Raw genomic sequence first — 25,519 nt, 5'->3', positions numbered from 1 at the left:
TCGGAACGGATGGAGGAGCAGCGGTGCACGGTGAGTACAAGGTCCCCGGCGGCAAGCTCGTGGTGGTGGATCTGGACGTCGAGGACGGCGTCCTGAGCGGTGTGCGGGTGGCGGGCGACTTCTTCCTCGAACCGGACGAGGCGATCCTGGCGATCAACAGCGCGCTGGAGGGCGCCCCGGCCGACACGGACGCCGCCGGGCTCGCGACCCGTATCGACGCGGCGCTGCCGCCGGGCACGACGATGTACGGACTGACGTCGGAAGGGATCGGCGTCGCGGTCCGCCGCGCCCTCGCGCACGCGACGGACTGGACGGACTACGACTGGCAGCTGATCCACGACGGCCCCCAGTCCCCCGCCCTGCACATGGCGCTGGACGAGGTGATCACCGCCGAGGTCGCGGCGGGGCGCCGCCCGCCCACGCTGCGGGTGTGGGAGTGGGGCGCACCGGCAGTGGTGATCGGCAGCTTCCAGTCGCTGCGCAACGAGGTCGACCCGGAAGGCGCCGAGCGCCACGGGATCACGGTGGTGCGCCGGGTGTCGGGCGGCGGGGCCATGTTCATCGAGCCGGGCAACACCATCACGTACTCGCTCTCGGTCCCCGACGCCCTGGTCCAGGGCCTGTCCTTCGCGGACAGCTACGCCTATCTGGACGACTGGGTCCTGGGCGCGCTCGGCGACATGGGCGTGAAGGCCTGGTACCAGCCGCTGAACGACATCGCCACGGACGCGGGCAAGATCGCGGGCGCCGCGCAGAAGCGGGTGGTCGCGGACGAGGGCGCGGTGCTGCACCACGTGACGATGGCGTACGACATCGACGCCGACAAGATGCTGGAAGTCCTCCGCATCGGCCGCGAGAAGCTCTCGGACAAGGGCACCAAGAGCGCGAAGAAGCGCGTCGACCCACTGCGCCGCCAGACGGGCCTGCCCCGCGAGGCGGTCATCGAGCGGATGATCGCCTCGTTCCGCGGGCGGTACGGGCTGGCCGAGGGAAAGGTCACGGACGAGGAGATGTCCCGCGCCCGCAAGCTGGCGGAGACGAAGTTCTCCCACGAGGAGTGGACGGCGCGGGTCCCCTAGGGCCTGTCCGGCGGATCTTGTCTGGGACGCGGGGGTCTGGCACGCCCATCTGCCGCGTTGTCGTCGGTTGCCGACGCTCCGCGTCGACGCCCTCCTCCGCCTTGCAGCTGGACGCACCAGACCCCCGCTCACCAGCACCGAAAGGCGAAGGCACTTCGCGGGCGACCAGATCCGCCGGACAGGCCCTAGTCGGCACCGCATCTCCCTCAGACCTCACGCCTCCCGGCCCCCATCAACCCGGTGTAAACCACCACCGCCGCCCCCAGCCCCACGGCCCACCCGTAGTCCGCCAGCGGCTTCAGGGCCGGGATCAGGCCGTCCACCGGGAAGGGGCCGAGCTTCTTGCCCTTGGGGTCGACCGTGGAGTAGGAGCCGCCGACGGCCAGGACGCCGCCGACCGCGAACGCGGCCACCGCGCGCCAGTTCCAGCCGGCCGTGTACCAGTAGCGGCCGCCCGGCCGGTACAGGTCGGCCACGTCGAGGACCGTGCGGCGGATGATCCAGTAGTCGGCGATCAGGATGCCCGCGACCGTGCCGAGCAGGCCGCCGACCACTCCCAGCCAGGTGAAGATGTACAGCTCGGGCGTCGATGTCAGCTTCCACGGGAAGATCACGACCCCGACGACGCCCGTGATCAGCGCGCCCGTACGGAAGTTGATGAAGCGGGGTGCCAGGTTGGCGAGGTCGTACGCCGGGGAGACCACGTTCGCCGCGATGTTGACGGAGATCGTCGCGATCAGGACCGTGAGCAGCGCGAACAGCAGCCCGAAGACGTTGTCGGTCCGGGCCACCAGGTCCACCGGGTCCCAGATCGGCACCCCGTACACCGCCTGCGAGCCCGAGGTGACGAGCACCGACAGCAGCGCGAAGGCCGTCATGGTGGTCGGCAGACCGAGGGTCTGGCCCCAGACCTGGGCGCGCTGGCCCTTGCCGAAGCGGGTGAAGTCCGGGATGTTCAGGGACAGCGTCGCCCAGAAGCCGATCATGCCCATCAGCGACGGGAAGAAGACCGGCCAGAAGTCCCGCCCCCAGCCGTGCTTGGAGGGCTGGTCGAGCAGTGGGCCGAGGCCGCCCGCCTTGTGGGCGATCCAGATCAGCAGCACCACGGCCCCGACCAGGACGAACGGCGCCGCCCAGTTCTCGAACCGGCGCAGGGTCTCCATCCCCCGGTGGATGATGGCCAGTTCCAGGGCCCAGAAGAGGACGAAGCAGAGCCAGAGTGTCCATGGCTCGCCGCCGATCTCGGAGGCGTCGGCCCAGCCGCCGAAGACCTTGCCGAGCAGGACGAAGACGCCCTGGCCGCCGATCCAGGTCTGGATGCCGAACCAGCAGCAGGCGACCGCCGCGCGGATCAGCGCGGGCAGGTTGGCGCCGCGCAGCCCGAAGGAGGCGCGGGCGAGCACCGGGAAGGGAATGCCGTACTTCGGTCCCGCGTGCCCGGTGAGCAGCATCGGCCCGAGAACGATCACATTGGCGACCGCGATGGTGAACACGGCCTGCTTCCAGTCCATGCCGAGGGCGACCAGACCGGAGGCGAGCGTCCAGGAGGGGATGTTGTGCGCCATGCCGACCCAGAGGGCGGCGAAGTTGTACGTGGTCCAACTGCGTTCCTCGGGCGGCACCGGCCGTAGGTCGTCGTTGGTGAAGCGGCTGTCCGGCGGGGCGGTGTCCGTCGGTATGGCGGTGTCGGTCATGCGCAGGCCATTCGTTCGGGGGACGAGGGGGGAGGGCGAACGGGCCGTGGGTGGGGGCGGGTTACGGGAACGGGGGCGCCCGGTGCGGGCCGGGCGCCCCCTGGATTCCTCAGCTCAGCGCCGGGATCACCCGCTCCCCGTACGCGTCGATGACCGCTTCCCGCGCGTCGTGCATCGCGTACACCGCGAACTGGTCGACGCCCAGGTCGCGCAGGGCCTTCAGCTTCTCGATGTGCGCCTCGACGGGGCCGAGGAGGCAGAAGCGGTCGACGATCTCGTCGGGGACGAAGGCGGTGTCCGGGTTGTCGGTGCGGCCGTGGTGGCTGTAGTCGTAGCCCTGGCGCGCCTTGATGTAGTCGGTGAGCGCGTCCGGCACCAGGCCCGAGTGCTCGCCGTACCGGGCCACCAGGTCCGCGACGTGGTTGCCGACCATGCCGCCGAACCAGCGGCACTGCTCGCGGGCGTGGTCGAGGTCGTCGCCGACGTAGGCCGGGGCGGCAACGCAGATGGTCACGGAGGCGGGGTCGCGCCCGGCCTCCACGGCGGCCGCGCGGACCGCCTTGACCATCCACTCCGTCAGGAACGGGTCCGCGAGCTGGAGGATGAAGCCGTCGGCCTTCTGCCCGGCGAGGGCCAGCGCCTTCGGTCCGTACGCCGCCATCCAGACGGGCAGCTTGCCGTCCCTGACCCAGGGCAGCTTCAGCCGCTGCCCGTCGACCTCGGCCTCGCGGCCCTCCGCGAGGTCGCGGATGACGCCGATGGCCTCGCCGAGGCGGGCCAGGGTGTTGGGTTTGCGCCCGGCGACGCGCATCGCGGAGTCGCCGCGGCCGATGCCGCAGACAGTGCGGTTGCCGTACATGTCGTTGAGGGTGGCGAAGGTGGAGGCGGTGACCTCCCAGGTCCTGGTGCCCGGGTTGGTCACCATCGGGCCGACGTGCATCTGCCGCGTGTGCTCCAGGATGCGGCTGTAGATGACGAACGGCTCCTGCCAGAGGACGGCGGAGTCGAAGGTCCAGCCGTAGCGGAAGCCGTTGCGTTCCGCGCGGCGCATGAGGCCGACGACGGTCGAGGCGGGCGGGTCGGTCTGCAGGACGAGTCCGAAGTCCATGTGGTGCTGCTCCTGGTTACTGGCCGAGGTACTGGGAGGTGGCCCGCGGGGTGTAGACGCCGTGTCCGGCCCGCCCGGTGAACTGCCGCTCGTGGACGACGAGTTCGCCGCGCGAGAGGACCGTCTCGACGCGGCCGGTGATCCGCCTGCCCTCGTACGCCGAGTAGTCCACGTTCATGTGGTGGGTCTCGGCGGAGATGGTCTGCTCGGCGTGCGGGTCGTAGATGACGACGTCGGCGTCGGCGCCCGGTGCGATGGTGCCCTTCTTCGGGTAGAGCCCGAACATCCGAGCCGGGCTGGCGCAGGCGATCTCGATCCAGCGGCGCCGGGTGAGGTGGCCGTCGAGCACCGCCTGGTGGAGCAGGTCCATCCGGTTCTCCACGCCCGGCAGACCGTTGGGGATCTTGGAGAAGTCGCCCCGGCCGAGCTCCTTCTGCCCCACGAAGCAGAACGGGCAGTGGTCGGTGGAGACCACCTGGAGGTCGTTGGTGCGCAGCCCCCGCCAGAGCGCGGCCTGGTGCTCCTTGGGCCGCAGCGGTGTCGAGCAGACGTACTTGGCGCCCTCGAAGCCGGGCTCGGCCAGGTTGTCGGTGGAGAGGAACAGGTACTGCGGACAGGTCTCGCCGAAGACCGGAAGTCCCTTGTCCCGGGCGGCCACCAGCTCGGCGACCGCCTCCTCGGCCGACACATGGACGACGTAGAGCGGCGCCCCGGCGACCCGGGCCAGCTGGATCGCCCGGTGGGTCGCCTCGGCTTCGAGCAGGGCGCGGCGCACCTCGCCGTGGTGGCGCGGGTCGGTGCGGCCCGCGGCGAGCGCCTGCTCGACGAGGACGTCGATCGCGATGCCGTTCTCGGCGTGCATCATGATCAGCCCGCCGTTGGTGGCCGAGCGCTGCATCGCCCGCAGGATCTGGCCGTCGTCGCTGTAGAAGACGCCGGGGTACGCCATGAACAGCTTGAAGGAGGTGATGCCCTCCTCGACCAGCAGGTCCATCTCCTTGAGCGTGTGCTCGTTCACATCGGAGAGGATCATGTGGAACGCGTAGTCGATCGCGCACTGCCCGTCCGCCTTGGCGTACCAGGCGTCCAGGCCCTCACGCAGCGCGTGGCCCGGCGACTGCACGGCGAAGTCCACGATCGTGGTGGTGCCGCCCCAGGCCGCGGCCCGGGTCCCGGTCTCGAAGGTGTCGGAGGCGAAGGTCCCGCCGAAGGGGAGCTCCATGTGGGTGTGGGCGTCGACTCCGCCCGGGATGACGTACTTGTCGGTCGCGTCGAGCGTACGGTCGGCGCTCCAGCTCTGCGCCGCGCTCGACCCGTGCGCGGCGAGGGCGGCAATGCGGCCGTCCTCGATCAGTACGTCGGCGTGGATCTCGTCGGCGGCGGTGATCACCAGACCGCCGGTGATCAGGGTGCGGGTACTCATGGGTGGTGCTCCCTTTCGTACACGTACAGGAACTAAACGCTCCGCAGCGCGCGTTCGAGGATCGCGGCGCCCTCTTCCGCCTCCGCGACGGTGAGCGTCAGTGGCGGGGCGATCCGCAGCACGCTGGTGCTGTGCCCGCCGCCCTTGCCGATGAGCAGTCCGCCCTCGCGCGCCGCCTCCAGCACAGTGGCCGCGGCCTCCGGGTGCGCCTCGTCGGTGCCCGGCTTCACCAGTTCGATGCCCGCCATCAGGCCCCGGCCGCGCACCTCGCGTACGAGGGGGAGCTGGGCGGCGACGGCTCGCAGCCGCTCCATGAGCAGGCCGCCGACGCGGCGCGCGTTGCCCTGGAGGTCGTGTTCGACGAGGTACGAGAGGTTGGCGAGGCCGGCGGCCATGGTGACCGGGGAGCCGCCGAAGGTCGAAATGGAGTTGGCGTCCAGGCAGTTCATGACGCGGGCGCTCGCCACCACACCGCCGATGGACATGCCGTTGCCGATGCCCTTGGCGAAGGTGAGGATGTCCGGCGGGCCGTTCTCGGCGTGCGCCTGCCAGCCCCAGAAGTGGTCGCCGGTGCGGCCCCAGCCGGTCTGCACCTCGTCGCTGATCCACAGGATGCCGTGCCGGTCGAGGACCTCGCGGAAGGCGGCGTAGAGCCCGTCGGGGGGCGAGGTGAAGCCGCCGACGCCCTGGATGGGCTCGGCGATGAGCGCGGCGACCTCGCGGGTGTGGCCGAGCAGGTCTTCGAGGTCGGCCACACAGGCGTTGATGAACTGGCTGTCGCTCAGCTCCGCGTAGGGGCCCCGGGAGCGGACGCCCCCGTGCACGTACAGCGTCTGCAGCGGCGACAGGCTCGTCGGGGACCAGGAGCGGTTGCCGGTGATGCCGACCGCGCTGAACGAGCGGCCGTGGTAGCTGTTGCGCATCGCCAGGATCTGGTTGGAGCCGCGGTGGGCGGTGGCGAGCAGCAGCGCGGTGTCGTTCGCCTCGGTGCCGGAGGTGGTGAAGAAGACCCGGGCGTCCGGGATTCCGGAGAGGTGGGCGATCCGCTCGGCGAGCTCCACCATCGGGCGGTTGAGGTAGAGCGTCGAGGAGTGGATGATCCGCCCGGCCTGGTCGGAGACGGCCTTGGTGACCTCGGGCAGGGCGTGGGCGGTCATCGTGGTGAGGATGCCGCCGAAGAAGTCGAGGTACCGCTTGCCCTCGGAGTCCCAGACGTGGCGGCCCTCGCCGTGGGTGATCTCGATCGGGTGCCGGTAGTAGAGCGCGAGCCAGTCGGGCAGGACCGCGCGGTGGCGGTCGAAGAGGGAGGTCACGGCTTCACCAGCCCTTCGTAGGCGTCGGGCCGCCGGTCGCGGTAGAACGCCCACTGCTGGCGCACCTCGTCGATGAGGCCGAAGTCGAGGTCCCGGACGAGGAGTTCCTCTTCCTTGTCGCTGGCGGGTTCGCCGACGAACTGGCCGCGCGGGTCCACGAAGTAGCTGGTGCCGTAGAAGTCGTTGTCGCCGTACTCCTCGCGGCCGACCCGGTTGATGGCGGCGACGAAGTACTCGTTGGCCACCGCCGAGGCGGGCTGTTCCAGCTGCCAGAGATAGGCCGAAAGTCCACGCGAGGTGGCCGACGGATTGTAGACGAGCTGGGCGCCGTTGAGGCCCAACTGCCGCCAGCCTTCGGGGAAGTGGCGGTCGTAGCAGATGTAGACGCCGACCCGGCCCACGGCGGTGTCGAAGACCGGCCATCCCAGGTTGCCCGGTTTGAAGTAGTACTTCTCCCAGAACCCCTTCACCTGGGGGATGTGGTGCTTGCGGTACTTGCCGAGGTAGCTGCCGTCGGCGTCGATCACGGCCGCGGTGTTGTAGTAGAAACCGGAGCCCTCGACCTCGAAGACCGGGACGACGATCACCATCCCGGTCTCGCGGGCGAGCTCCTGCATCCGCCGCACGGTCGGCCCGTCCGGCACCGGCTCCGCCCACCGGTAGTGCTCGGCCTCCTGCACCTGGCAGAAGTACGGGGCGTTGAAGACCTCCTGGAACCCAATGATCTTCGCCCCCTGCCGGGCCGCCTCGCGGGCGTGTTCCTCATGTTTGGCGATCATGGATTCGGTATCGCCGGTCCAACTGGCCTGGACCAGTGCGGCGCGGACAACAGTGGCCATGAGCTGCTCCTTAGACGGGCCGTCAGCCAGGCATCCACACGCGTAGATTGCGTGTGGAGAGACGGTAAAGCCCGTCACGCACCGTGGCAAGACCATCTCCATTACGCCACGAAGTCGATCACATTTCCCTCGGTACGGGGGCGGGCAGCCGGGCCCAGTTGCCCCGCCGGGCGTGCCTGAGCAGCACCGGGTCGTCGCCGACGACCACCGGGTTGCCCACCTCGGCGAGCAGCGGGAGGTCGGCCGCCTCGTCCGCGTACGCGTAGCAGTCGGCGGCGAGCAGGGCGTGCTCGCGCAGCAGGGCGCGGGCCGCGTACCCCTTGCCCTGGCCGGTCATCGGGGCCCTCGGCCGGGCGCAGAGCACGGCGTCGGCGCCCAGCTCGCGGGCGACGGGCGCGACGGCCGCGGCGGACGACGGCGTCACCAGGACCACCAGGTGCCCCCGGGCGGCGTGGTCGTGCAGCGCCGCGAGGACCGGCGCGTGCCAGAGGCGGCCGAGCGGCGGCCCGGGGCCGCCGTGGTGCGGCTCGGGCAACTCGGGCACGGCCAGGAGCGTGCCCTCGACGTCGAAGAACGCGGCGGCGGTGGGCGTACGCGGCGCACATGTACGCGGCTGGGCTGTGCGGGAGTCCATGTCCATCGGTACGGACCCTGCCCAGCCGCGCCCTCACCTCAATCCAGCATTTTCAACGTTCTGTTGCAATTCTGGCCACCCGGAAGGCGTGGACGACGTCCCGTCGTCGCCCCTCGGAGACCGCACCGGCGGCGGCCAGCAGCTGCGGACCCAGCCGCGCCGGGGCGTGCGCGGCCAGATGCGCCGCGTCCTCCGGCGTGCGGACCCGGACGAAGGCGCTCAGCAGCGCGTCCGCCTCGCGCTCGCGCCCGGCGTCACCCAGCGCGAGCACCGCGTCCGCGATCTGGTCGGCGGGCCGGGACACGCCCTGGCGCAGCAGCCGGTGGCAGTCGGCGCCCTGCCCGGCGGCGGCGAGCGCGGCGGCCGCCGCGGCCAGCCGGTCGGGCGGCAGCGAGGCCGCCTCCCACAGCAGGGTGGCCCAGTCGGCGCCCAGGCCGGCGCGGTGGAGTTCGCCCGCGAACAGCGGCAGCAGGGCGGCGGGCCCGGCGGCCGCCTCGCACAGCACGGCGTGCGCCTCGCCGGTGCGGCCCCTGGCGCGCAGCCGGACGAGTCGGACGACGGCTTCGCGCACGCCCCGGCGCCGGTCGCGGTCCTCCGCCCGCTCCTCCCGCTGCTGCGGCTCGCTCTTTCCCCGGGCGTGCCCGGGCTGTCTGCGGGTGTGCCAACCGCCGCCGAACCGGGCGCCGGTGGGCGCGGTGGCGGCGACCGGCGGCAGTAAGGGCCCGCCGTCCTCCGCCTCGGCCCCGCCGTCCTCCAGCCCGGCGAACCGGGCCCCGCGCGAGGTGCGCCGCGCGGCGGGCCGGGGTGCGGGTACCCGGGGCGCCGGGTCGGTTGCCGCAGGTCCGGCGGGGAGAACCGGCCCGGCGGACCCGCCACCGGGTTCCCCCGGGCCGCCCTCCCCCTCGGCCGACTCCCTGGGCCGCGCGACCGCCCGATCGCTGAACCAGCCCCTCGGGACCTCCGGGCCCAACGCGGCGATACGGGCGCGCAGTTCGGCGCAGCGCGCTGTCGCCCGGGCCAGGTCGTCCTGGATCCAGGCCAGTTCGTCCGGGGCGGCGCCCGGCAGGCGGTCGGCCGCGTACGCCTGCTCGCGGAGCATCAGGGCGAGCCGTTCGCGCAGTGCCTCGCGGCCGCCCGGGCGGGCGTCGTACGCGGTGGCGGCCGCGGTGTGCAGCGCCCGCGCCCGTACCGTCTCCCGGGCCACCGCCTCCGGGCCGTGCGTCGGCGCGAGGTCCTGGAGCAGCGATTCGACCACGTCCCAGGGCGGGATCTCGCTGCCGTCGAGACAGGCCGCCATGCCGCCGGGGTCGCGCCGCCAGAAGACGCCGGACCAGCCGCCGTACCGGTCGAGCAGGGCCGCCATCCGGCCCATGTATTGCACGAACACCCCGATGTCCACCGGGAGTTGATTCACTGTCATAGCTCAATCCCCCAACCGCCGACTGAACCCCCACGGTCCGTGGGCATTCGATACCCGCCGCATTGCGCCCGTGTTACGCCGAGGTCTTCGCCGCGATACCGGCGTATGGCCGCGCGCCGAACGGGGTGGTGATGGAAGAAGTCGCGCGCCCCCTGGCAGCGCCCTCCGCGCCCCCGCGCCCGTCACACCGACGAACCCTGCCCCGGGTTCTCCGCGTGCGTCAGCGTCTCCCAGGCCACGAACAGGTCGTCCGTCCCCGACGGGCGCTGCCGCTCGGCGAGCTTCTCGGTCTCGGGCAGCTTCAGGTGCATCCGGTTGCGCAGATGGTTGAGGGCGACCTCCACGTCCGGCCCCATCGTGCGCTCCACCTTGCCGCCGCACAACCACGCCGGGGCCACCTCACCCAGCTGGTAGCGGGCGTGGAACTCCAGGGCGGCCCGCAGCCGCTCGGCCGTCGGCCCGTACAGGTCGACGCCCTGCTGCCAGGCGGTCTCCGCGATGTGCCCGGAGGCGGCCAGCGAATAGCCGATGTGCATGAAGTTGCGACAGGTCTCCTGGCCGAGCCCGTCGGTGTAGGTGCGCTGCCCGAACCAGTACGTGGCCAGCTTCTCCGGGGTGTTCATCGTGCCGCCGGGCGGCGGCTTGGGCAGCTTCCCGTCGGAACCGAGGTAGAAGTACGCGGGAACCCGCGCCCGGTAGCGGTCCAGCGACTGGGTGAACAGCTCGCGGTCCTCCAGGAACACCGCGATCCCGATGGCCGCGTCGGTCATCGCCAGTTCCCAGTTGCCGTTGTAGTCGGGGACCTTGGCGGTCACGGCGGGCAGATAGGCCTTGCGCAGCATCCACTTGAAGCGCTGGACGTTAGCGGCGCCCCACTTCGGGTAGCCCGCGTGCACGATGTCGGCGGCGCGCGCCCAGGAGGAGCCCGCCCAGGCGGTCTGCAGCCCCGCGTTGCCCTCCGTGTGCTCCTTCATCACCTTCGACCAGCCGTCCATGATCTCGACGGCCTTGCGGACGTGCGCCTCGTCGCCGTCGACGGACCAGAGCAGCGCCTGGGTGTACGCGGCGATCGCGTCCTCGCGCTCGGCCAGACACGAGGGCGGCCCGGCGTTCGGCGGACAGGGGACGACCTCGGCGGGGTGCGCGGTGTACGCGAGCGAGCCGTACCGGCTGGTCCGCATCTTCTCGTACGCCGCGTGCCAGGGCTCCCGCCCGGCCCGCACCCTCGCCCGTACGGCGTCCAGCTGGCTCCTGCCGATCACCACACCGGGGTGGTGGAAGGCGGTCACGGCGTCCTGGCCGGCCGAGGTGGCCGAGACACGGGAGGCGGGGGCACAGGCGGCGAGGGCGCCGAAAGCGACCAGGGTGGCGAGGGCGGCGGCGCGGCGGGGCCACTTCGGGGCGGGCTGCTTGAGCACGCTTCCACGGTGGGGCCACCCGGCGCGGGCCGCAGGATCTATTGGGCCGACCGAGCCTCCCGGCTCAGGCACGTCCCCCTAAGGGGCGCGGGGCCGTGACATGTGCGGCTCCGCCGCGTGGGCGCGACCAGCCATGCACGGTCCGCAGACGAACGAAGGGGCTACGGGACTAGACTCGCCCTCATGGTCCGCACCCCTCTCACCCCCGAAGAGCGCGAGCGCGGCGAGCGGCTCGGCCGGTTGCTGCGGGCCGCGCGGGACGGGCGCAGCATGAGCGAGATCGCTGCGGCCGCCGGTCTCTCCGCCGAGACCCTGCGCAAGATCGAGACCGGCCGCGCCCCGACCCCGGCGTTCTTCACCGTGGCCGCGCTCGCCTCCGTACTCGGCCTCTCGCTGGACGAGGTCGCGGGGCACTGCACGCCGCTGGCGGCGTAAGCACTTCGCCGGTGGCGGTTCGTCTGCGGACCGTGCGTGGCTGGTCGCGCAGTTCCCCGCGCCCCTAGGGGGCCGTGCTCACCCCACTTCGACAGGTCGACCGGCGATTCAGCCCGCCGGGCCACCCTCCGCATCCCACCCCGCCACCTGGAACCGCGGAGTCACATCGCGCCGGTGGACCTCCTCGCCGCAGGAGCGGCACATGATCGCGGGGTCCAGGTCCGCGCCGCAGGTGTGCCGCCACACCGTGGGCGGCACGTCCGCGAGGTGGCGGTCGCCCCAGCGCATCAGCATCAGCAGCACCGGGCGCAGCTCCTGTCCCGCCTCGGTGGCGCGGTACTCGTACCGGGCCGGCCGCTCGTTGTAGAGCACCTTCTCCAGGACGCCCGCGTCGACGAGCCGGCGCAGCCGGGCGGTGAGGATGTCGCGGGGGGCGCCCACGTTGCGGGCGATCGCGTCGAAGCGGTGCACGCCGAAGAAGACCTCGCGCAGGACGAGCAGCGCGTACTTCTCCCCCACGACCCCGAGCGCGTCGGCGATCGAGCAGGGGCGGGAGTTCTTCTGCGACGTCGTCATGGCTCCACGGTAAGCCAGGACCGGCAGTGCATTGGATTTTCCAACCCAGCGAGCTACAGTGAATCCAGTTTTCCAACCTACTCGCGGGTAGTGGCACGGGTAGGACCCGAGCAGGACCGAGCAGAGCCGAGGAGCACGCGATGCGTGACGCCGTGATCGTGGAAGCCGTCCGTACCCCGATAGGAAAGGGAAAGCCGGGCGGGGCGCTCTCCCAGACGCACCCCGTCGAGCTGCTCGCCCACACCCTGCGCGCCCTCGTCGAGCGCAGCGGTGTCGACCCGGCACTGGTCGACGACGTGATCGGCGGCACCGTCGACCAGGTCGGCGAGCAAGCCATGAACACCACCCGGTACGCCTGGCTCTCCGCCGGGTTCCCGGACACCGTCCCCGCGACGACCGTGGACCGCCAGTGCGGCTCCTCGCAGCAGGCCGTCCACTTCGCCGCCCAGGGCGTGCTCTCGGGGGCGTACGACCTGGTCGTGGCCTGCGGGGTCGAGTCGATGAGCCGGGTGCCGATGTGGTCCAACGTGCCGCCCGGCAAGGACCCGTTCGGCCCGGGGGTGGCCGCCCGCTTCCCCGAGGGCCTCGTCCCGCAGGGCATCAGCGCCGAGCTGATCGCCGCGAAGTGGTCGATCGGGCGGGAGCGGATGGACGAGTTCGCCGCCGCCTCGCACCAGAAGGCCGCCGCGGCCTGGGGCGCCGGGCTCTTCGACGCCGAGACCGCGCCGATCGCCGGGCTGACGCGGGACGAGTCCGTACGTCCCACGACGACCCCGGAGATCCTCGCCGGGCTGAAGCCGTCCTTCGTGGACCCGCACTTCGCCGAGCGGTTCCCGCAGATCGACTGGTCGGTGACCGCGGGCAACAGCAGCCCCACCAACGACGGCGCCTCCGCCGTCCTGATCACCTCCAGCGAGACCGCGGCGAGGCTCGGGCTGCGTCCGCTCGCCCGGCTGCACAGTTTCGCGGTCACCGGCTCCGACCCCGTCCTGATGCTCACCGGAGTCGTCCCCGCGACGGAAAAGGTGCTGCGCAAGGCGGGACTCAGCCTCTCCGACATCGACCTCTTCGAGGTCAACGAGGCCTTCGCGAGCGTGGTGCTCGCCTGGCAGCAGGAGACCGGCGCCGACCTCTCGAAGGTCAACACGCAGGGCGGCGCGATCGCGCTCGGCCACCCGCTGGGCGCCAGCGGCACCCGGCTGATGACCACGCTGGTGCACGCGATGCACCGGCGCGGGGCGCGTTACGCCCTCCAGACCATGTGCGAGGCGGGTGGGCTCGCCAACGCCACGGTCCTGGAAGCCCTCTGACGTCGCCTCAGCCCGTGTCACCCGTACGGCCGCCTGCGTGACCGCTCCACCCGACCGGTATAGTAATTGGAATGGTAGAGATCAAGACGGACACACAGATGGACGCGATGCGCGAGGCCGGGCGGGTGGTGGCGCGGGCGCTCGCCGCGGCGCGGGACGCGGCCGGCGTCGGCGTCAGCCTGCTGGACATCGACACGGCGGCCCATGAGGTGCTGCGCGCGGCGGGCGCCTCCTCACCGTTCCTCGGCTACCACCCGGACTTCGCCCCGGTGCCGTTCCCCGCCGTCGCCTGCGTCTCCGTCAACGACGCCATCGTGCACGGCGTCCCGGACGGCTACCGGCTGCGCGACGGCGACCTGGTCAGCGTCGACTTCGGCGCGGTCCTGGACGGCTGGGCCGGGGACTCGGCGATCAGCTTCACGGTGGGCCGGGCGCGGAGCGAGGACGTCCGGCTGATCTCGACGGCGTACGAGGCGCTGGAGGCGGGCATCGCGGCCGCGACCGTGGGCAACCGCATCGGCGACATCGCGCACGCGATCGGCAAGGTGTGCCGGGGCGCCGGATACGGCATCCCGGAGGACTTCGGCGGCCACGGCATCGGCCGCCAGATGCACGAGGACCCGGGGGTGCCCAACGAGGGCCGTCCGGGCCGGGGCATGGTGCTGCGGCACGGCATGGTCCTGGCGATCGAGCCGATGCTGATCGCGGACGGCACCGACGGGTACTACCCCGCCCCGGACGGCTGGACGCTGCGCACGGTCACCGGCGTCCGCGCGGCGCACACCGAGCACACGGTGGCCATCACGGACTCCGGGCCGCGCATTCTGACGCTCGTGTGAGCCGAGCCCTTCATCGACGTTCCGTCACGACGGCGTGAGGCGCAGCTTTTTGGCCCGAACCGGGCAACCGGTTCGGGCCAAATAACGCCCCCGGGAACGGCCTCACGCTGGCTGGTCCGTACCTGTCCCGGAACGTGACGTTCTGCTGTCATGGTCCCGCCAACCCCCCACAGGAGAACCGGGCTGGCGACATGACCGAAAGGAGCGTCATGTTCAACGCACTGGCCATCGGCGGCGCGTCCGCCGTCCTTCTGGCCGCCCCACTCAGCTCGTCCGGCCACACCCCCGGCGGCTGGGGCACCCCGCCGCCCGACAAGATCGTGATCGACCTCGTGACCGTCAACGGCTCGGGGTGTCCGGCGGGTACGGCGGCCGTCGCGGTCTCAACCGACAACACCGCGTTCACCGTCACGTACAGCACCTACCTGGCGCAGGTCGGCAAGGGTTCCTCGCCGACCGACATCAGAAAGAACTGCCAGCTCGCGCTGAACGTCCACGTCCCGCAGGGCTTCACCTACGCGATCGCCTCGGCCGACTACCGCGGCTTCGCCCATCTGGAGAAGGGCGCCACCGCGCAGGAGCGGGCGAACTACTACTTCCAGGGCATGCCCCAGACGGTCTCCGCCACGCACCCGTTCAAGGGGCCGTTCTCCGACGACTGGCAGACCAACGACTCCACGGACGTCTCCGCCCTCGTCTACAAGCCCTGCGGTGAGGAGCGCTATCTGAACATCAACACCGAACTGCGGGCCGGGGCCGGCACCTCCGACACGGCCAACACCACCAGCTTCATCAGCATGGACTCGACCGATGCCAGCATCAACACCATCTACCACTTCTCGTGGAAGGTGTGCCCGCCGAAGTAGCACGCACGCGGGCCGCCCGGCACACAGCGGGCGACCCGCACCCCGTCAGTCGTCGGCGATCAGTTGTCGGCGACGAACTGCTTGGCGAGCTCGTCGCCGAGCGATACCGCCGCGCTGTGGCTCTCGATCGGCTTCGCCTGCGAGTTCGTGAAGAGGATGTACGTGACGCCGGACTCGGCGCCGCCGGTGGCCGGGTCGGGGTTCATCCCCAGCGCCTTGGCGGTGGCGTAGGACGCCTCACCGATGATCTTGGAGGGGCCGGTGTCGCCGACCACCGCGTACTCGACCTTGTTGCCGTAGATGACGGCGACCACACCGCCGCCCTTCATCCCGGCCGAGGAGTAGCTCCAGATCGAGCTGGAGCTCGGCACGACGACGTAGGGCAGCTTCTCGGCGTTCAGCGGCTTGCCGTTGGACTGGTGGAAGGCGGTGTCGCCCTGGAACCACGGGTCGGTGCCGCGGTTGCAGGCGGTGGTCGTCTGGCCGTCGCAGTCGACGTCCAGGTCGGCCTTCCAGAACACGGCGCCGTTCTTGCCGCAGACCGGGACCGTCGCGGCGGTCTCGCTGTCGGTCCTGTACTTGCCGCTGGAGATCTGCGAACAGCTCTTCACCTTGGCCAGCAGATCGGCCGCACTGACCGAGCCCTCCTCGGTACGGGTGGGGGCGTTGGTGGCGCGGGCCGTGTTCTGGGCGGTGGCGGGGAGGGCCGCGGTGGCGAGCAGCGCGGCACCGGAGGCGGCGGCGAGGGCGAGCGTTCGCGTACGCACGTGGGGACCCTTCTGTTAGGAAAGTTTCCTTACCTGACCCGAACAATCTGACCCGTTTACATGAGCGCGTCAACACTGGTCACATCAAATGAAACGCGACCCCCGTCCCCCGAGGGACGAGGGCCGCGCCCGCTTCACCCGCCCGGCGGACGGATTCTGACGAGGTGTCACCCAGCTGGGCGCACCACCATCGCCGAACCGCCGCCGCGCCGGACCTTCTCGGCCGCAGCCACCCAGCGGCCGTCACCGAGCCGCTCCACCCCGGTCGCCGCGCCGATCACCGGGTTGAGTGTGAACGCCTGCCCCAGCGACTCCAGTTGGGCCCGGAGCGGGGTGTTGTAGAGCTCGGGCTCCAGCTCGGTCTTCGCCGCGTTGCGCTGGCTGGCGCGCGGGGCCGCGATGGAGTCGACCAGTGACAGGCCCCGGTCGAGGTGCCCGACGAGGGACTGGAGCACCGTGGTGATGATGGTCGCGCCGCCCGGCGAGCCGAGCGCCATCACCGGCTTCCCGTGCCCGTCGAGGACGATCGTCGGCGACATCGAGGAGCGCGGCCGCTTGCCCGGGCCCGGCAGGTTCGGGTCGTGGACGGCCGGGCTCGCCGGGGCGAACGAGAAGTCGGTGAGCTCGTTGTTGAGCAGGAAACCCCGGCCGGGGACGGTGATGCCGCTGCCGCCGGTCTGCTCGATGGTGAGGGTGTACGAGACGATGTTGCCCCACTTGTCGGCCACCGTCAGATGCGTGGTGTTCTCGCCCTCGTACGTGGTGGGCGAGGCCTGGCCGGAGGTGGCGCACGGCGCCGGGTGGCGGGGGTCGCCGGGCGCCAGCGGGCTGGTCAGAGCCTTGGTGTCGCTGATGAGACAGGCCCGCGAGTCCGCGAACCTCTGCGAGAGCAGCCCCTTGGTCGGTACGTCCTCGAAGGCCGGGTCGCCCACCCAGCGGCCCCGGTCCGCGAAGGCCACCCGGGTCGCCTCGATGTAGCGGTGCAGATACTGCACCTCGGACGCCTGCGACAGGTCGGTGTGCTCAAGGATGTTGAGCGCCTCGCCGACCGTGGTGCCGCCCGAGGACGAGGGCGCCATGCCGTAGACCTTCAGGCCCCGGTAGTCCACCTTCGTCGGGGCCTGGCGCTTGACCGCGTACGACCGCAGATCCTTCTCGGTGAGGTCGCCGGGGCGCGCGATGCGGGTCGAGCCGGACGCGACGGGGGGTTTGCGGACGGTCCGTACGATGTCGCGTCCCAGGTCGCCGCGGTAGACGGCGTCGACGCCCGCGCGCCCCAACTCCCGGTAGGTGCGGGCGAGATCGGGGTTCTTCAGCTTCGAGCCGACCACCGGCAGCTGCCCGCCGGGCAGGAAGAGCTTCGCGGTGTCCGGGAAGTCCGCGAACCGCGCCTGGTTGTCGGCGGTCTGCTGGCGGAAGGTGCCGTCGACGGTGAAGCCGTCGCGCGCGATCCGCTCGGCGGGCTCCAGGAGCCGGCTCAACGGCTTGGAACCCCAGGCGTCGACGGCCGCGTCCCAGGTGGCCGGGGTGCCGGGGGTGCCGACGCTGAGCCCGCTGGTCACCGCGTCCGGGAACGGGAGCGGCTTGCCGTTCTCCAGGAACAGGGACGAGGTCGCGGAGTGCGGCGCGCTCTCGCGGCCGTCGATGGTGTGCACGGTGCGGGACTTGGCGTCGTAGTAGACGAAGTATCCGCCGCCGCCGATGCCCGACGAGTACGGCTCGGTGACGCCGAGGGCGGCGGCCGTGGCGACGGCGGCGTCCACCGCGTTGCCGCCGTGCTTGAGCACGTCGATGCCGGCGGCGGTGGCGTCCACGTCGACGCTGGCGACGGCGCCGCCGTAGCCGATCGCCTCGGGCGTCTTGACGGGCGGTGGCGCGGTTCTCGGCGGGGCGGCCGCGACCGAGGTCGCCACGGCCGCGGCGACGGCCAGTAACGAGAGACTGCGGACGGCGGAGCGACGCATGCGTACCTCCTGGGGGCGAATGTCCGCGCAGCGTAACGCCGCGCCCGCCGTCGCGTCAGGACCGTCTCGAACACCGCGCCGGACTCCCGCTAACATGCCCGCCCATGAACGACGACGTGCGCAACATCGTGCTGGGAATGGTCGCCGCGGGCATCAGCGCCGCCCTGGGCTGGCTCACCCGCACCTATCTCTGGAACCGAAGGCTCCGCCGCAAGCAGGCCTTCTTCGGTCTGCCGACCCACTCCGAGTGCCTGCTCGTCGTCAACCGGGACGCGGGGGCCGAGGGCGCGGTGCACCGGTTCGACGTGTTCGCGCTCCTCGAACTGGCCTCGCTCATCACGGACTGCGGGGCCCACGCGCGGATCGTCCAGCACGATCTGACGCAGCAGGGCTTCGGAGAGCGCACCGAGTTCTGTCTGGGCGGCCCGTACTCCAACCGCCGTATGGCGGCGCATCTCTCCGCGCTGCTGCCCGGTGTGACGATGAACGTGGACACCGAACCCGGCCCGGACCGGGGCTCGTTGACCATCGGCGGCGAGAAGTACCGGGTGGACGGCGGGGTCACCGAGTATGTGATCCTCGCCCGGGTCACCGCGGGCGAGGGCCGACGGCCGGTGTTCCTCTTCTGCGGCCAGCGCGCGATAACCAACCAGGCGGCCACCCGCTATCTCGTCCGCAACCAGGAGAAGCTGGCCCGCAAGCACGGCAACGGCACCTTCTGCCTGCTCCTCAAGGTCGTCAACTCCCTTGCGTACGGCCCGGACGTGGTGGAGGTCGTCGCCGACGTCACCCGCGCGGCCCTGACCCCGGCCCCGACAGCCGGAGCGGCAGCGACTTCACCCCGTTGATGAAGTTGGAGACCAGCCTGCGCGGCTGCCCGGCGAGCGCCGCGCCGGGCAGCAGCCGCAGCGCCTCCTCGTGCAGGACGCGCAGCTGGAGCCGGGCGAAGTGGGCGCCGAGGCAGATGTGCGGGCCTTCCCCGAACGACACGTGGGGGTTGGGCGTACGGGTCAGGTCCAGGCGCTGGGGGCGGGTGAAGACGCGCTCGTCGTGGTTGGCCGAGGCGTGGAAGACCACCACCTTGTCGCCCGTGCGCACCCGCTGCCCGGCGAGCACGGTGTCCCGGGCGGCGGTGCGGCGGAAGGTGAGGACCGGCGGGTGCCACCGCAGCAGCTCCTCCACGGCCGTGCCCGGGGACGCCTCGCCCTCGCGCAGCGCCCGCCACTGCTTCGGGTGCTCGGCCAGCGCCAGGAAGCCGCCGGGCGCGGCACTGCGCACGGTGTCGTTGCCCGCCACGGTCAGCAGGAAGAAGACCATCTCCAGCTCGGCGTCGGCCAGTTCGGAGTGCGCCAGCGCGGTCATGATGTCGTCGGCGGGCTCGCGCCGCTTGTACGCGGCAAGCTCCTGGGCGTACGCGAACATCTCACGCAGCATCGCGGGCGAGCGCGGGTTGACCGGCCGCCCGTCGGGGCCCAGGGCCAGCGGCTCGTCCGGGTCCTGGTAGCCGATGACCCGCTCGGTCCATTCGAGGAGCAGGCCCCGGTCGCTGCCGGGCACCCCGAGCAGATCCGCGAGGTTGAGCAGCGCGTAGTCGTCGGTGACCTCGGTGACCAGGTCGAGGACCCCGTCCTCGGCGCCGTCGCGGGCCGCGCCGAGCAGGGTGCGTGCCCGGGCCCGTATCGCCGCCGCGAACCGGTCGGTGCGGCGGGGTGTGAAGGCACGGCTCACCACGCGCCGCAGCCTGCCGTGGTCCGGTCTGTCCTGGTTGAGCATCATGCGCCGGATGAACGGCAGGTCGTCGGGGTCGGGGTCGCGGATCTGGGTGGCGCCGAGCATGGAGGAGTAGGTGACCGGGTCCTTCAGCACCCGTACGACGTCGGCGTGCCGGGTGACCGCCCAGAAGCCGGGTCCGGCTGGCCAGCCCAGCACCTCGTACTCCTCCTGCCAGGCCACCGGGTGCCGCTCGCGCAGCTCCCGGTAGTCGTCGTGGGGCGGCCCGGCGGCGTACCGGCGCGGGTCGAAGACGTCCGGCAGATCACTCATCGCACCAAGGTGACGGCAACCGGACGCCCGCGGCAAGGCCGCCCGGGCCGGGTCAGTAGCGGCAGGGCTCGGGATCGAGACTGGTGTCGCTGCCCCGCAGGACCACCGTGATCGCGCTGCTGTCCTCCATCGAGTGGGCCGCGGTGCAGACCAGCTGCTGCCGGGCCACGGCGGAGAAGTCGCGTACGGGGCGGGTCAGCGTGATCTTCATGGTGGTGCCGCTCGTGCTGACATCCACTTCGCCGTGGTAACTGGGCACGTCGGACGTCAGCCCGGCAGCCCGGTCTGCTTCCGTGGGACCGTCGAAGAGCATCAGGAGCACCCCGCCCTCGGCCACCCTTTCCTCGTCGGTGGTCCGGGTGACGGGCAGCGCTCCGTCGGAGCCCTTGAGGTAGACGAAAACACCGCCGTGGGCGGAGTCCGGCACCGTCTGCACGTTCGCCGGGTCGCCCACCTCCACGACCTCGGAGGGCCGCACCCCGCACCCGGCGGGCGCCAGCACGGCGGGCAGCAGCAGCGCGATCGCGCCGGCCCTGGACCACCTCATGACACCGGCTCCGCGACCGGCGGGCGCGGCGGCAGCGCGACGGTGAACACGGCGCCGCCGCCGGGGTGGTTGGCCGCCCGGACCGTGCCGCCGTGCAGCCGGACGTTCTCCAGGGTGATGGCGAGCCCGAGGCCGCTGCCCACCGAGCGGGTTCGGGCGGCGTCGGCCTTGAAGAAGCGGTCGAAGATGTGCGGCAGCACGTCGGGGGCGAGCCCGGGGCCGCTGTCGCGCACCTCGGTCACCACCCGCGGACCCTCGGGGAGTTCCTCGGTGCGCAGGGTCACCCGGATCGGCGCGGCGCCGTGCCGCAGCGCGTTGCCGACCAAGTTGGCGACGACGATGTCGAAGCGCCTGGGGTCGAGCATCGCCCGTACCCCGTCGGGGAGTTCGACGACGACCTCCTCCTCCCACCGTCTGCGCTGGAGCGTCTTGGCGATGGTCTCGGCCACGTCCACCTCGTCGAGGTTGAGCTCGGCGGCCTTGGCGTCGAAGCGGGAGATCTCCATCAGGTCGTCGACGAGTGTGGCGAGCTTGCCGGTCTCGGCGGAGACGAGCCGCACGGCGGCGGCCGTGTCGGGGTCGAGCCCGTCGGCGTCCTCGTCGAGCACCTCCGTGACGGCGAGCATCCCGGCGAGCGGGGTGCGCAGCTCGTGCGAGACGTCGGCGGCGAACCGGCGGGCCCTGGCCTCGGCCTTCTGGAGCTCCTCGACGGACCGCTCCAGCTCCTTGGCGGACTCGTTGAACGTCCAGGCCAGATCGGCCAGTTCGTCCGATCCCTTCACCTCGATACGGGTGTCGAGGCGCCCCTTGCCCATGCTGCTGGCGGCCCGGCGCAGATCGCGCACCGGCCGCAGCACACTGCGCGCGGCGAGCAGCGCGGGCACCAGGGCGACGGCGAGCGCGGGCAGCGCTCCGTCGCGGGCGGCGCTGACCATCGCCTGGACGGTGTCCTCCTCGGTGCTGAGCGGCATCACCGCGTACATCATGATCCCGCTGGGGTTCGTCGACTGCTGCCCTTCCACGCCGATCATCACCGGCATTCCCATGGTCAGCCAGGGCTTGCCGTCCTTCACCACCCGCTGGAAGGTGCCGTGCGGATTGCCGCGGGCGCGGCGGCGCAGGTCCTCGGTGAGGATGGCGGACGTGGTCTGGCTGACGTTGGAGCCGCGCAGCGTGCCGTACTCGGCGTACACGTACCAGGGGTGCGGCTTGCCCTGGCGGCCCACGGTGAGGCTCAGCTGCCGCAGGGAGTCACGGGTCATCGGCAGCGTGACCTTCTGGGCGCCGATCTGTTCGCGCAGCTGGTCGACCGCGGTGTCCTGGGCCTGCTGGAGGATGGCCGAGCGGGCCTTCTGGTAGATGAGGGTGGCGGTGGTGCCCGCGGCGATCGCGGCGACCAGGAGGAAGGCGGCCACCAGCCGGGCCCGCAGCCCGATGCGCCGGAGTCGCTTGAGCGCGCGTATCACCGCAGCGGCCCGAAGCGGTAGCCGAAGCCGCGGACGGTCTGGATGTAGCGGGGGCTGCCGGGCACGTCCTCGATCTTGTTCCGCAGCCGCCGCACGCACGCGTCCACCAGCCGCGCGTCTCCGTGGTAGCTGTGCTCCCACACCGACTCCAGGAGCTGCTGGCGGCTGAAGACCTGCTCCGGCGAGGCCGCGAGGTGCAGCAGCAGCTTCAGCTCGGAGGGCGCGAGCTGGAGCCGCTCGCCCGACTTGGCGGCGGTGAGGCCGGCCCGGTCGAGGGCGAGTTCGTCGTGGAATTCGAGGCCGGGTCGCCCGCCGGGGTCGGCGAGGCGGCGCAGCACGGCCCGGATGCGGGCCTCGATGACCTCGGTGCGGGCGGGTTTGACGATGTAGTCGTCGGCGCCCGCCTCAAGCCCGACCACCACGTCGAAGTCGTCGCCGCGCGCGGTGAGCATGATGATCGGCAGCTGGCTGGTCTCGCGGATACGGGTGCAGACCTGGACGCCGTTGATGCCGGGCAGCATCAGGTCCAGGAGGACCAGTTCGGGCTGGAAGGTCTTGAGCGCCGCGAGCCCCGCCTCGCCCGTCTCGGCCGCGCGCACCTCGTGACCGCGTCGGCGCAGGCCGAGCTCGACCCCTTCCCGTACGGAGGGGTCGTCCTCTATGAGCAGCACGCGTGGCATGAGCGTCAGTATCCCAGGAGTCTCAGGGGTCTCGGATGTCGCATAGGTATCACTTGTCACAGAGGTCACAGAGGTCGCGGAGGATGTGCGGGCGGCCGCGGGGCCGGTCAGCGTTTCCGGCCGCCCCGCAGCTTGCCGATCACGTCGTTGATCCCGTCGAGCCGCAGCGGCCGCGCGAGCAGCGCGACCGTCACGAGCAGCACGGCCGCTCCGGCCCCGGTCGCCGCGAAGTCGCCGAGCCCCTCGGCCGCGCGGGCCGCCGCGTACCCGAGCAGCGCGGCGGGGACGCAGCCGAGCAGCAGCCGCCCGTGGACGGCGAGCGTCGGCGAGCGCAGCAGCCCAACGCCGCCGCCGAGCCTGCGGTCGAGGGTGTACGCGGTGACCGCCCACCCGGCGAACAGGGCGAGCGAGTACGCCCCGGCCATCCCGGTGACCGCCCAGCGCGCGGGCAGCAGCACATAGGCGAGGGCGGACAGGCCCGCGTTGCACCCGGCGATCACCAGGTTGAGGACGAACGGGGTGCGGGTGTCGCTCAGCGCGTAGAACCCGCGCGAGAGCACGTACTGCCCGGAGAAGGCGATCAGCCCGGGCGCGAACGCCATCAGCATCCCCGCCATCACCTTCACGTCCGCCGGGGCCGTCCTGCCGTACCCGAAGGCGGCGCCCATCACCCAGGGCGCCAGCGCGAGCAGCGCGCAGGCGGCCGGGACTATCATCGCGGCGCTGGTGCGCAGCCCGTGGGAGAGGTCGCGCCGCACCGCCGCCGGGTCCTGGTCGGCGGCCGCCCGGCTCATCCGGGGCATCAGCGCGGTGAGTATCGAGACGGTGACGATGCCGTGCGGCACCACCCAGAGCATGTACGCGTTGGTGTACGCGGTGTAGCCCGCGCCGCCGGCGACGCCCTGGTCGTGGGCGCGCTGCCCGGCGGTGGTGGAGAGCCGGGTCACCACCCAGTACGCGAGCTGGTTGGTCAGGACGAGGAGCATCAGCCAGCCCGCCGAGCGCAGCGGGCGGGTGATACCGCTGCCGCGCCAGTCGAACCGCGGCCGCCAGCGGAACCGGGCCGCGCTCAGCGCGGGGACCAGGGCGAGCGCCTGGACGGCGATCCCGGCGGTGGTACCCCAGCCCAGGATCTTGGTGTCGGTGGCGCTCAAGGTGGCGCCGGAGGTCCCGGCGGTCGCCAGATAGAGGCCGAACACCGCTATCACGACGAGGTTGTTGAGGACCGGCGTCCACATCATCGCGCCGAACCGGTCGCGCGCGTTGAGGACCTGCCCGAAGAGCGTGAACAGGCCGTAGAAGAGGATCTGCGGCAGGCAGTAGCGGGCGAAGGCGACCGTGAGGTCGCGCTGGGCGCCGGTGTAGTCGGTGTAGAAGTCGACGATCTGCGGTGCGGCGAGCACCGCGAGGGCCGTCATGGCCACCAGGGCGGCGGTGCACGCGGTGAGCAGCCGGTCGGTGTAGGCGGCGCCGCCGTCGGCGTGCTCCTTGGCGGCGCGGACCAGCTCGGGCACGAAGACCGCGCTGAGCGTGCCGCCTATGAGCAGGGTGTAGAGGATGTTGGGGATGTTGTTGGCGACGGCGAAACCGTCGCCGACGAGCCCGACGCCGAGCGCGGCCGCCACCACCGCCGACCGCACGAAGCCGGTGGCCCGCGAGACGATCGACCCGGCCGCCATCACCGCGCCGCTGCGCGCCAGGGACGCCTTGGCCGCGTGGCGGGGCCCGGCGTGGACGGGGGCGCTCACCGGCGCGCCAGATAGGCCTGGAACGCGCGGTACAGCGCGTGGTTGGTGGTGCCGCTCATCGGTGTCTCCCACTCCCCCAGGGTCTCGACCACCTGCCCGCCGGTGCCGAGTTTCCAGCGCAGCAGGCCGAACGGGCGATCTTGTGGATCAAGGGTGGAGGGTACCCCGCGCATGTCGTACACATCGGCGCCGAGTGCGTGGGCGTCGAGCATCATCTGCCACTGCAGGGCGTTGCTGGGGCGCACCTCGCGGCGGTGGTCGGCGGAGGCGCCGGTCTGGTACCAGACCCGCCGGCCGGCCGTGATCATGGTGTGGGCGGCCAGGACCTCGCCGCCGTGGACGGCGAGGTAGAGGCGCATCCGGCCCGGCTGCTCGGCGTTGAGCACCGCGTACTGGCGCTCGTAGTACGCCAGCGACCGGCCGAGCCGGAAGCCGTCGCGCTCCTCGGTGACCCGCAGCAGCCGGTAGAACTCGGGCAGATCGGCCGCGCCCGCGGTGACGACCTCGACGCCCGCCTTCTTGGCGGTGCGCACATTGCGGCGCCACTCCTGGTTGAGCCCGGACCACAGCTGGTCGGGAGTCCGCCCGGCCAGCGGCACCTGGAAGACATGGCGCGGCTGGGCGTCGGCGTCGCCGTCGTCGCCCCCGCAGCGCCGCCAGCCGCGCGCCCGCAGCCGCTCGGCGACGGCCGAGCCGAGCGGGTCCACCTCGGTGGCCAGCACATCGCCGACCTTGCGGCCGGGCCCGGTCGCGGACTTCAGCAGGGCGGCGTCCCAGCGCCGGTAGGCGGGCGAGGGTCCGATGCGTACGGCGAAGGCGCCCGACCGGCGCAGATGGCGCAGCAACGGCCCCAGCCAGCGGTCGATTTCGGGGTCGGCCCAGTCCGCGACCGGTCCCTCGGGGAGGTAGGCGAAGTATTTCCGGGTGCCCGGGAATTGCCGGTAGAGCACGAGCGCCGCACCCTTCAATTCACCCGTGTCAAGGTGCCAGCCGACCCTTTCCGCAGACCATTGGTCCTTCACCTCGGCCCAGGAAGGGTGCTGCAGAAAACTCACGCCGGTCCGGCCCGCCAGATAGGACCGGTACTCGGCGACGGAGAGACCGCGCACCCGCAAATCCTGGTCGCGGTCGCGGTCGCCGGTCACGAGCAGTGCGGACACGTGGGTGACCTCCAAGTACGCCCCGCCGTCGGTGCCGCGGGGATGCACAGGATGCTCACAGCGGTCCATGACCGAGCCGCGCGGCGCATGTGACCGGACGGTGACAGTTCCTCTGCGGTCCTCGTCACAAAGGAATTCCCGAGATTCCCGGCGTTTTCCGCAACCTAGAGTCGAGTTACCGACTCTCTCC

23 protein-coding genes are annotated in these 25,519 nt (G+C 71.8%); 6 read left to right on the top strand and 17 right to left on the bottom strand.

Features of this window, described 5'->3' with window-relative positions; genetic code table 11:
* The first annotated feature begins 23 nt into the window (after positions 1–23).
* Positions 24–1,079, top strand: a complete 1,056-nt coding sequence (locus OG965_RS31840) for a biotin/lipoate A/B protein ligase family protein (RefSeq protein ID WP_371655498.1) — start codon at positions 24–26, stop codon at positions 1,077–1,079.
* Between the two features lie 206 nt (positions 1,080–1,285).
* Here OG965_RS31840 and OG965_RS31835 read toward each other — a convergent pair whose 3' ends face one another.
* The 8 genes from OG965_RS31835 to OG965_RS31800 form a co-directional block, all read right to left on the bottom strand.
* On the bottom strand, positions 1,286–2,773 hold the full coding sequence (locus OG965_RS31835) for an NCS1 family nucleobase:cation symporter-1 (protein ID WP_371655497.1): 1,488 nt from the start codon (positions 2,771–2,773) through the stop codon (positions 1,286–1,288).
* A gap of 109 nt (positions 2,774–2,882) precedes the next feature.
* On the bottom strand, positions 2,883–3,881 hold the full coding sequence (locus OG965_RS31830; protein ID WP_371655496.1) for a TIGR03842 family LLM class F420-dependent oxidoreductase: 999 nt from the start codon (positions 3,879–3,881) through the stop codon (positions 2,883–2,885).
* A gap of 16 nt (positions 3,882–3,897) precedes the next feature.
* Positions 3,898–5,304 carry a dihydropyrimidinase gene (gene hydA / locus OG965_RS31825; protein WP_371655495.1) on the bottom strand — a complete coding sequence of 469 codons (1,407 nt, stop codon included), beginning with the start codon at positions 5,302–5,304 and terminating at the stop codon, positions 3,898–3,900.
* A gap of 32 nt (positions 5,305–5,336) precedes the next feature.
* Positions 5,337–6,617: an aspartate aminotransferase family protein gene (locus OG965_RS31820; RefSeq protein WP_371655494.1), complete on the bottom strand. Its 1,281-nt coding sequence runs from the start codon at positions 6,615–6,617 to the stop codon at positions 5,337–5,339.
* A complete protein-coding gene (locus OG965_RS31815; RefSeq protein WP_371655493.1) occupies positions 6,614–7,456 on the bottom strand; it encodes a nitrilase-related carbon-nitrogen hydrolase in 843 nt (280 codons plus the stop codon). The genes OG965_RS31820 and OG965_RS31815 overlap by 4 nt, the downstream gene beginning before the upstream one ends.
* A 118-nt stretch (positions 7,457–7,574) precedes the next feature.
* Positions 7,575–8,090, bottom strand: a complete 516-nt coding sequence (locus OG965_RS31810; RefSeq protein ID WP_371655492.1) for an HAD family hydrolase — start codon at positions 8,088–8,090, stop codon at positions 7,575–7,577.
* A 52-nt stretch (positions 8,091–8,142) separates the two neighbouring features.
* The gene (locus OG965_RS31805) at positions 8,143–9,510 is read right to left on the bottom strand and encodes a hypothetical protein (protein WP_371655491.1); all 1,368 of its coding nucleotides are present in this window, start codon (positions 9,508–9,510) and stop codon (positions 8,143–8,145) included.
* Positions 9,511–9,692: 182 nt separating this feature from the next.
* The gene (locus OG965_RS31800) at positions 9,693–10,928 is read right to left on the bottom strand and encodes an alginate lyase family protein (RefSeq protein WP_371655490.1); all 1,236 of its coding nucleotides are present in this window, start codon (positions 10,926–10,928) and stop codon (positions 9,693–9,695) included.
* A gap of 183 nt (positions 10,929–11,111) precedes the next feature.
* Between OG965_RS31800 and OG965_RS31795 the strand changes: the two genes are divergently transcribed.
* Positions 11,112–11,363 carry a helix-turn-helix domain-containing protein gene (locus OG965_RS31795; protein WP_371655489.1) on the top strand — a complete coding sequence of 84 codons (252 nt, stop codon included), beginning with the start codon at positions 11,112–11,114 and terminating at the stop codon, positions 11,361–11,363.
* A 108-nt stretch (positions 11,364–11,471) separates the two neighbouring features.
* On the opposite strand, the gene OG965_RS31790 is transcribed toward OG965_RS31795, so the two are convergent.
* Positions 11,472–11,939, bottom strand: coding sequence for a winged helix-turn-helix transcriptional regulator (locus OG965_RS31790; RefSeq protein ID WP_371655488.1), 468 nt, complete (start codon positions 11,937–11,939; stop codon positions 11,472–11,474).
* A 140-nt stretch (positions 11,940–12,079) separates the two neighbouring features.
* Here OG965_RS31790 and OG965_RS31785 point away from each other — a divergent pair, with 140 nt between their 5' ends.
* The 3 genes from OG965_RS31785 to OG965_RS31775 all read left to right on the top strand — a co-directional run bounded on the left by OG965_RS31785 (position 12,080) and on the right by OG965_RS31775 (position 14,954).
* Positions 12,080–13,249 carry an acetyl-CoA C-acyltransferase gene (locus OG965_RS31785; protein WP_371655487.1) on the top strand — a complete coding sequence of 390 codons (1,170 nt, stop codon included), beginning with the start codon at positions 12,080–12,082 and terminating at the stop codon, positions 13,247–13,249.
* Positions 13,250–13,320: 71 nt separating this feature from the next.
* Complete coding sequence (gene map, locus OG965_RS31780) at positions 13,321–14,088, top strand: type I methionyl aminopeptidase (RefSeq protein ID WP_371655486.1); 768 nt, start codon at positions 13,321–13,323, stop codon at positions 14,086–14,088.
* Between the two features lie 209 nt (positions 14,089–14,297).
* Entirely contained in the window at positions 14,298–14,954 is a 657-nt protein-coding gene (locus tag OG965_RS31775) for a DUF4360 domain-containing protein (protein WP_371655485.1), read from the top strand.
* A gap of 59 nt (positions 14,955–15,013) precedes the next feature.
* On the opposite strand, the gene OG965_RS31770 is transcribed toward OG965_RS31775, so the two are convergent.
* On the bottom strand, positions 15,014–15,721 hold the full coding sequence (locus tag OG965_RS31770; RefSeq protein WP_371655484.1) for a glycoside hydrolase family 75 protein: 708 nt from the start codon (positions 15,719–15,721) through the stop codon (positions 15,014–15,016).
* 167 nt (positions 15,722–15,888) lie between these two features.
* A complete protein-coding gene (ggt, locus tag OG965_RS31765) occupies positions 15,889–17,685 on the bottom strand; it encodes a gamma-glutamyltransferase (RefSeq protein ID WP_371655483.1) in 1,797 nt (598 codons plus the stop codon).
* Positions 17,686–17,789: 104 nt separating this feature from the next.
* Here ggt and OG965_RS31760 point away from each other — a divergent pair, with 104 nt between their 5' ends.
* A complete protein-coding gene (locus OG965_RS31760; RefSeq protein WP_371655482.1) occupies positions 17,790–18,533 on the top strand; it encodes a hypothetical protein in 744 nt (247 codons plus the stop codon).
* On the opposite strand, the gene OG965_RS31755 is transcribed toward OG965_RS31760, so the two are convergent.
* The 6 genes from OG965_RS31755 to OG965_RS31730 all read right to left on the bottom strand — a co-directional run bounded on the left by OG965_RS31755 (position 18,472) and on the right by OG965_RS31730 (position 25,329).
* Positions 18,472–19,728: a cytochrome P450 gene (locus OG965_RS31755; RefSeq protein ID WP_371655481.1), complete on the bottom strand. Its 1,257-nt coding sequence runs from the start codon at positions 19,726–19,728 to the stop codon at positions 18,472–18,474. The genes OG965_RS31760 and OG965_RS31755 overlap by 62 nt on opposite strands.
* Before the next feature lie 52 nt (positions 19,729–19,780).
* Positions 19,781–20,275: a hypothetical protein gene (locus tag OG965_RS31750; protein ID WP_371655480.1), complete on the bottom strand. Its 495-nt coding sequence runs from the start codon at positions 20,273–20,275 to the stop codon at positions 19,781–19,783.
* Positions 20,272–21,741, bottom strand: coding sequence for an ATP-binding protein (locus tag OG965_RS31745; protein ID WP_371655479.1), 1,470 nt, complete (start codon positions 21,739–21,741; stop codon positions 20,272–20,274). The genes OG965_RS31750 and OG965_RS31745 overlap by 4 nt, the downstream gene beginning before the upstream one ends.
* Entirely contained in the window at positions 21,738–22,421 is a 684-nt protein-coding gene (locus tag OG965_RS31740; protein ID WP_371655478.1) for a response regulator, read from the bottom strand. The genes OG965_RS31745 and OG965_RS31740 overlap by 4 nt, the downstream gene beginning before the upstream one ends.
* Before the next feature lie 107 nt (positions 22,422–22,528).
* Positions 22,529–24,169, bottom strand: coding sequence for a murein biosynthesis integral membrane protein MurJ (murJ, locus tag OG965_RS31735; RefSeq protein WP_371655477.1), 1,641 nt, complete (start codon positions 24,167–24,169; stop codon positions 22,529–22,531).
* On the bottom strand, positions 24,166–25,329 hold the full coding sequence (locus OG965_RS31730; RefSeq protein WP_371655476.1) for a lipid II:glycine glycyltransferase FemX: 1,164 nt from the start codon (positions 25,327–25,329) through the stop codon (positions 24,166–24,168). Before OG965_RS31730 ends, murJ begins: the two co-directional genes overlap by 4 nt.
* Positions 25,330–25,519 lie beyond the last annotated feature (190 nt).

Origin of the sequence: Streptomyces sp. NBC_00224 (assembly GCF_041435195.1) — a bacterium.
Classification (GTDB): Bacteria; Actinomycetota; Actinomycetes; order Streptomycetales; family Streptomycetaceae; genus Streptomyces.
Note: the sequence above shows the minus strand (reverse complement) of the source record. Positions and strands in the feature narration are given on the sequence as shown.